Origin of the sequence: Prosthecobacter sp., assembly GCF_029946185.1 — a bacterium.
Taxonomy (GTDB): Bacteria; Verrucomicrobiota; Verrucomicrobiia; order Verrucomicrobiales; family Verrucomicrobiaceae; genus Prosthecobacter.
In genome coordinates this window covers 1-7,598 of sequence record NZ_JAQSEA010000033.1, presented here as the reverse complement: position 1 = coordinate 7,598, position 7,598 = coordinate 1, and the positions used below count along the sequence as shown (strand labels likewise).

The following is a 7,598-nucleotide window of genomic DNA, read 5'->3' as shown; positions in this document are numbered from 1 at the left end:
ACCGTGGTCGACTTCAAGCAGCGCCTCTCAAGCTCACCGGAAGGCACGCAGGCGCAGCAGGTCGGCAGCGCGCGCTGGATCACGGTGATTTACGGAGTCATCGTCGTGGCACTGGCCTTTGGGGTGTCATTCATGCCGGGAAATCTGGTCGAATCCGTGAACACCGTCATCGGCCTCATTGGCGGGCCGTTGCTGGGGCTGTTCTTTCTGGGCATGTTCACGCAGCGGGCCACCACGCGCGGGGCGCTTCTGGGCAGCCTGGTGGGCTTCCTCACGCTGCTGGGCATCTTCATGTATCAAAACGGTGCTTTCACCGCAGTGAAGCCGCCCATGCTCGTCTCCTTCATCTGGTTCAGCTTTCTGGGCTCGCTGATCACCATGGTCGTCGGCCTGCTTACCTCCGGCCGATCTGCCCCGTCGTCAGCCCGCCATCAATGATGATGGTCTCGCCGGTGATGTAGCTGGCTGCGCTGGAGCAAAGAAACACCGCCGCGCCCGCCACGTCTTCGGGATCACCCAGGCGCTGGAGCAGGATTTTCTTCTCGTAGTGCTCCACCATGCCGCAGTCGCTGGAGTGGTGAAGTCCGGCTGTGAGTGGTGTCTTGATCAGGCCGGGTGCCACGCCGTTCACGCGGATGCCATGATCTGCCAAAGAGACGGCCAGAGACTTCGTCAGCATGACCAGCGCGCCCTTGCTGGCATCATACGCGGCAGAGTCCGCCTCTGCCTGAAAGCCGTTGGTGGAAGAGGTAATGACAATGCAGCCGCCCCGTTTCTCAGCCACCAGCCGCTTGGCAAAAGCCTGCGTCGCAAAAAACACCGACGCCATGTTGAGATTCACCGTCTTGTCCCAGCGCTCCCGCGTCATCTCCAGAAACGGCACATCGAAAAAACTGCCTGCGTTGCAAATGAGGGTGTCCAGACCGGGCTCCAGAGCAAAGGCAGCCTCCACCAGACTCGCGGGCGCAGAGGGGGCGGACAGGTCAAAGGGTACGTAGGAGGCCCATGCAGGGAAATCTGCGGGGCGTTCGGTAAGCCCATGGCACACCACGCGTGCGCCGGACTCATGGAGCCCGTTTGCCAGCGCCAGCCCAATGCCCTGCGATGATCCCGTCACCAATGCGGCCCGACCTTCAAGAGAGAATGCTTTCATCATGCAGCTTCAAATAATCACGGATGTTTGCGTTCGCAATACGATCCACCATTTCTGTGCCGCCAGCCGTCAGAGCCTCCACCTCGGCCTTGTAGGTGCTGATGAGGCGCACGACCTGCCCGTTGATCTCCGCCGCGTAGCTGTAAAAGGGTGAATCACTGCCCCACATGAACTTTTTCGGATACGCCGCAGCCAGATCGGCGATGACGCGGGCGGGATTGGTGTAGTCCGAGTCAAAGCGCCGCTCTTTCGGCGCGACATAGGGCAGCTCTTTCACCACGCCTTCGCAGTGGATGCAGTGCGCGGAGTTGTCGAACCAGGTGTTGGGCAGCGCCTGCACACGATCCAGGCATTCTTTGTCATAGCGGCAGGAGTGGGCGAGGCAGAAACGAACGTGCGGATTTTCTTCCGCGATGTCGAGGATGTCGCTCGCCTGCGCCCAGAGGTCGCTCTTGGCCACGCTGGAGTGAAATAGAAACGGCACATCCCACTCGGCGGCGAGCTCCACGAAGACCTTGCCGCGATCCCGCAGGTGCTTGACGTCGGCCTGGAGGATGGTGGTTTGCATCTTGATGCCATGAAACCGGTATTCGCCGCGCAGCTTGCGCAGTTCCTGGGCCTGCCCCGCCGTGTTACGCATGGGATCTGCCATCACAAACGGCAGCATGCGTTTTCCTTCTTCAGGAAAGAGCTCGTAGCATTCTTTCATCAGCCGCCGGTTTTCAAAGGCGTAGGGGATGTCCTGCAGACGCCCCTTCTCGTCCTTGATCTCGTTTTGCATGAAGACGGTGACGTCCAGCGCGAGATGGCTGACAAAGGGGAAGACGATCCAGCGGTCCACCCCGAGTGCGCGGCCTTCGTCGTGCATGGTCACGAGATGCTGGGCGTAGGGGAAGTCGCCGTGGAGGTAAAAGAGCAGGTCGGAGCCGACGTGGTTGTGGCAATCAATGATCATGGCAGTGGATTCAAACGAGTCGTGCAAAGCCTTGCTGTTGGGCGGGGGCGCTGTCCAGCGGAGTCTGGGCGACGATGGCGAGGGATTCATCCAGCGCGGCAAGCATGTCGTCGAGCATCGCCTCGGTGTGGGACCAGTTCGCATAGAGCTGGCTGGACATCAAAAAGCCGCGCTGCAGCATGTGGCGGATCATGAGCGGCTTGGCTGCGGGATTGGCAAACGCGAGCGATGGGGCGCAGGGCATGCCTCCTACTTTGACCTGCAAGTCGGGATGGCGTGCGGCGACTTCACGCAGGCCTGACTGCAAGCGCTCGCCGAGCTGCCACACCTGCTGCTGCACGCCCTCGCGCTGCATTTTACGGATGCAGGCCAGCGAGGCGGCGGTGCCCACGCCATCTGTCCAATAGCTGCTGGAGATGAAGCTGTTGTTGGCTGCATCCATGACCGAGTCCTTGCCAACGATAGCTCCGGCGGGATAGCCGTTGCTCATGGCCTTGGCATACACGGAGATGTCCGGCTCGATGCCCAGCCCAGGAGCGGCACCGGGAAAGCCGAAGCGCCAGCCGCTGGTCACTTCATCCAGCACATAGACGGCTCCGGCGGCATGGCAGGCGTCAATGACCTGCTGCATGTAGCCCTCGCGCGGGAGTTCGGAGCGCATGGGCTCCATGACGACTGCGGCGAGTTTGCCATCGAGCTTTTGCAGGGCCGCCTGGAAGGAAGCGGGATCATTGTAGCGGAAGGGCACAGCGGTACCGGCGAGTTCGCGCGGCACTCCGAGTGGTTGCAGGCCGGGGAGGAGATGGCCGTCGAGCGCGGCGTCATCGCTCAGGTTTGCCGCGAGATACCAATCGCTCCAACCATGGTAGCCGCAGAATGCGATGCCGCTTTTTCCGGTGGCGGCGCGTGCGATGCGCACCGCGAGACCGAGGGCCTCGCCACCGCCGCGTGCGTAGCGTACTTTGCCTGCCCAGGGGTGCAGATCGAGCAGGGCATCGGCCAGCTTGACCTCATCTGGCGAGGCCAGCGTGGCGTAGCTGCCGAGATTCACACGGCGCTTCACCGCTGCGTTCACTTCATCGTCCGCATGACCGAGCAGGATGGCTCCGACGCCGCCGGTGAAGTCGGTGTAGCGTTTGTCATCGAGATCCCAGATGTACGCGCCTTTCGCACGCGAGAAATAGGACGGCCAGGACTGCGGATCAAACAGGTGCGCCCGCTTGGAGAGCAGGCCGGTGCCGCAGGAGATTTTGGTCTTGGCTTCCTCCCAAAGCTGCGGGCCGGAAGGGACCGCCGGAGGGGGGCTGAGCAGGCGCAGCGCATTCTCGCGGAAGATGTCTTCCAAATCTCCCGGCGTCATGCCGGTGTCTTCGCATGCTTCGCGCAGGCAGAGCAGAGACTCGATGCCCACGGTGGTGTACTGACCAAAGATCGTCAGCTTCTCGCCGCTGATCTCAGGATGAATCCAGGTGAAGCCATTGCCCTGGGTGATGCAGGAGCCGCGCAGCTCGCTGACCATGTAGTCGCTGCCCCAGAGAACGCGGCGCGGGCCGAGAATCTCAATGGCTGCGCGGAAGGCACCCGCCTGCGTCACGGCTGAGGTGTCCACCACGACGTTGTCTAGATCCACCAGATGATGGAGTCCTTCGCGGGCGTGGCGGTAATTGAACGAACGCGCCACATGGGCCAAGACGAGCTTGCAGCGCGGGTAGCGTCTGCACAGACGCCGCAGCGCCTCCACATTGCGCGGATCGGTGATGCCATCCGCCAGCATGATATGCAGCACCATGATGCCATCGTGATCATGGCATACCTCCCACATCCATTCCGGTGCGAAAGATTCGATCTCCGCCTCCTTCGTGTCCGGCACATCGGCATACAAACGGTAGGGCTTGATGCCGACGAATACGCCGGTGCTCATCAGTCGCCGCACCTCGACCGGATCATCCGTGGGCGCGGCGAGAACCAGGGCGCGGGATTTTGTGCTCGCGTCCACCTGCGACTGCACCCACGCGTTTTCTCCCACGCGATCATTGCCAGCGCTCGGATAACCGTAGAAAAGTCCTTCCACCTTTCGTCCTGGCATCCACAGCCGCATCGCTGCCTGAAAGTCCTCCATGCCATAGCCGCGATCCGCATCGAGAAACACCGGGCGATTCCCCTGCGCGAAATGGCGCGTGTGAAATAAATGCGCATGCACATCAAAGACCTTGTCTGGCACAAAGCCGTCCAAAGCACGATGCAGAAGTTTGCGATCCGTATCGTTGAGTTCCGTGACTAGATTGAATGACATCTGATTTAGTCGTTAAGGTAGATGGTATAGACCTTGGCGGTGCTGCTGGCGGCGAAGTTCACCCGCAGCGCGATCTTCTTGCCAGCAGGCAGCGGCTTGGACCATGTGAGGGGCACACGCACGCCGTTGGTGGTGACTTTGACTTCGTAGCCGTCCAGCGGATGGTCCAAGTGGTCAAGGAGTTGCACGGTGAGCGGGGTCTCCGGGGTGATGCCGTCCACGTTCAGGAAGATCTCTTTGGCATTGAAGGCGTTGGTGATGAAGTGGCCTTCTTCTTCGGCGACCTTGCGTGAGAGCGAGCCGAAGCCATCGCGCCGGAGGGTGGCGAGACCGATGTCCATGTGCTCAAGATCTCCGCCGGTGTTCCAGTGGGAATACCAGATCATGGTCTTGTCCCCCTCATTCACAAAGGCATGCCCTTGAAGGATGGCGACGTCGTCCCACTCGCCCTCTTTACCGCGTGGGATGACGGTGAAACCGGGCACGGGCTCGCGGAAATGCACGCCGTCATTGCTGATCATCAGACCGAGATCGACCCGCACGCCGTAGTTCCAGCTCTGGCCCTTGGGGGGTGCCTGCTCTGCATCCTGCCACATGCCATGCAGGCCGACCATGACGTTGCTGCGATTCCACAGGCCTGCGCCCATGTGCATCTGCTGGCCTTTGACCGGCGGATCGGCAAGCTGTCCGGGACGGGCATAGGAGAAGGCTTTGGCTTTTGACCACGAGACGAAATCGGGAGAGCGATAGGCGAGCATGTCGCGCCCGATGTCGCTGCCATCGGGCCGCCATGACCAGGGGCTGAGAAGCTGGCCGGTGGCATAGTAGAAGTCGCCGAAGCGATAGAGGGAGCTCACTTCAAAGCGCTCGCCACCTGCATTGGCGGGGCGGTCGCCGACGCAGTTCCATTTCAAACCATCGGCACTCGTCGCGGTCACGAAAGAGCCCCAGCGTTTTTCATTGGGGCCGATTTTGCTGCGGCCACCTTTGACTTCTTCAAACGGCATGTGGGCGATGTAGGCGCACTTGTAGCGCTTCGCGGCGTCCGGTTCATCGGGCTCGTAGAGCACGGAGAGGAAATCATTCACGCGAGTCATGGAGTAGGGCTCGCCTTCGATGCGGCAGATGTTGTTCTTGGTATTGCCGTTGAACTCGACGAGGCCGAGATCGGGCTTGGTCCACGTGACGCCGTCCTTGCTTTCGGCATAGCACATGGGCCGCCACCAGCCGGGGGCCTGGCCTTTGGCAATCTTCGGTTCATGCATGCCGAGGTACCACATGCGAAAGGTGTCTCCCTGTTTGAGGACGGTGCCGTACAGGATGGCATGCCCGTAGTCCGGTGAACCTGGAGGCCCGCTGCGCAGGACGGGATTTTGCGGATGCTTCTGCGCCGTCTCCAACGTGAGCTTCATGTTGTGCTGCCAGGCGATGTTGTGATCGTCGAAGGCGAAGAAGACTTGCTCAGCCGCATGGAGCGGGAGCATCAGAACACTGAGGATGCAAAGGGTTAGCTTCATGGCCGAACAGTGAAGCCCAGCCCCAACGCTGCCAGTGCAAACCGCTGGTCCGATGGACGAACCAGTTGGGAGAAAGTACTGCCGAGCTTTAGCTCGCTCTGGGAGGCTCCGCGCTTTCCAGAACGAGCTGAAGCTCTGGAGTACTTTTTCAGAGAGTCCGGCGAAAGTACTATCGAGCTTTTGCTCGCTCTGGGAGAGCTCCGCGCTTTCCAGAACGAGCTAAAGCTCGACAGTACTTTTTCCAGAACGAACCGCTGGCGCACTACTCGACGCTCATGTCGCCGAACTGCACGCACCAGTTCCATAAGGGATAGGACTGGCCGGCACGGGTGCCGTAGGTGGAGTCGGCGAAGGTGTGCGCGGAGCGCTCGGGATCTGAGTCGCGCAGGTTGCCGTAGCTGAAGGAACGCTGAACGACGATTTCCTGTCCTGTGACGAAAGGCACGTTGTTGCGCAGTTCACCCGGATCGTAGCGCAGCACGGTGACGCCGTTTTCTTCATGGGTTCCCCGAATGGCGACGCGGGTGGTCTGCCCTGAAAGGCTGGTGACGAAGAAGGCCCCTTCTGCGAGCAGCGGTTTCAGTTGCTCGATGAAGCTGCTCTTGAGCACCAGTTCTTCCGTGTGCTCCGGCCCGCTGCGCAGCGCGGCAATAGTGCCCAGGGCCTGAGCAAACGGATGGCCGTAGCTGATGCGGCAGCTCTGACCTGCGGGCAGCGGCTGAGCAAAGCGGAGGCGCACTTGTGTGGGCGCGGTGATTTCCACCGCTGTAAGTGTGAGCAATGCGCCGCTGGTATCGCGCACTCGGAAGCCTGCCAGGGATGTGAAGCCGCCTTTCACCGCGATCTCCTGCCGTGCTAGAAATGCGGTATCCAGCACGAGGGGTGGACGCGGCACGGTGAAATCGATGAGGAGGCTGTCGCGTGTTGGGCCGAGTTTTGCGGAGCGGGGGCGCAGGGGCTGCCAGTCTTCGCGGCGCTCCGTCACACGGTGAATGACCTTTCCGACCTGCTCGCCCCACCAGCGTTCGCCGTCTGCGGAGAGGTGGATGGGATCGCCATGGCGACCGGGCTTCGTGCGGCTGTTGATGGCGCTGGGAACGGCGTAGTGCGGACCGACCAACCAGATGCTGGTATCGGCATCCGCTGCCATGAGCTGAGCCTCTCCCGCAGGGCCGAGCGTCTGATAAGTGAAAAGCGGCAGCTCACCGCTCTGCCCCGTGATGGCGCACAAGTCTGCCGACCACTGCTTGCGATAGGCGATGAGTTGATCGCGATACCATGCCATTCCTTGAGCGCCCGGAAGTTCGGCATCCCAGCGCGTGGGCATGATGCCGCCCGTGGGCCCGCCATTGCCTTCTCCCTGCATCCAGTAGAGCGCGGCGATGCGGAACTTCGCGCCTGCGTTTTTCGCCTGCGCGACGGCGCGCCGTGCATCATCCAAACTCGTGCGATAGTAGCCGCCGCCGTTTCGACGTGACTCGGGGGTGCGGGCATCTGTGGAGATGTCGGTGCTGCTGAGTTCCTGAATCTGCCGACCGCCCTGCCCTGCGCATGCCACGAGAAAACGTGAGGCTGCATGTGCCGCCCGCGCCTTGTCATTTTCCATGCGTGCGGCCTGCCAGTGGTCGGCCAGTCCATTGGCCACCGTTTCGCCGAGGCCGCCGTGTGTTTGCGCCTGCA

The 7,598-nt window shown here is 61.5% G+C and carries 5 protein-coding genes and 1 pseudogene; 1 reads left to right on the top strand and 5 read right to left on the bottom strand.

Annotated features, from left to right (window positions below):
* Positions 1 to 438 (top strand): annotated as a pseudogene (locus tag PSV43_RS01940) (hypothetical protein); the annotation flags it as partial.
* Here the strand turns inward: PSV43_RS01940 and PSV43_RS01935 are convergent.
* From PSV43_RS01935 to PSV43_RS01915, 5 genes are all read right to left on the bottom strand, one after another.
* Positions 395 to 1,156, bottom strand: coding sequence for an SDR family oxidoreductase (locus tag PSV43_RS01935; protein ID WP_300193119.1), 762 nt, complete (start codon positions 1,154 to 1,156; stop codon positions 395 to 397). The pseudogene PSV43_RS01940 and the gene PSV43_RS01935 overlap by 44 nt on opposite strands.
* Complete coding sequence (locus tag PSV43_RS01930; protein WP_300193117.1) at positions 1,134 to 2,108, bottom strand: amidohydrolase family protein; 975 nt, start codon at positions 2,106 to 2,108, stop codon at positions 1,134 to 1,136. The genes PSV43_RS01935 and PSV43_RS01930 overlap by 23 nt, the downstream gene beginning before the upstream one ends.
* Positions 2,109 to 2,118: 10 nt before the next feature.
* Complete coding sequence (locus PSV43_RS01925) at positions 2,119 to 4,401, bottom strand: aminotransferase class III-fold pyridoxal phosphate-dependent enzyme (protein ID WP_300193115.1); 2,283 nt, start codon at positions 4,399 to 4,401, stop codon at positions 2,119 to 2,121.
* Positions 4,402 to 4,406: 5 nt separating this feature from the next.
* Positions 4,407 to 5,918, bottom strand: coding sequence for a hypothetical protein (locus tag PSV43_RS01920; protein WP_300193114.1), 1,512 nt, complete (start codon positions 5,916 to 5,918; stop codon positions 4,407 to 4,409).
* Positions 5,919 to 6,180: 262 nt separating this feature from the next.
* On the bottom strand, positions 6,181 to 7,598 hold a 1,418-nt coding region (locus PSV43_RS01915; RefSeq protein WP_300193112.1), incomplete at its 5' end, for a phosphate ABC transporter substrate-binding protein.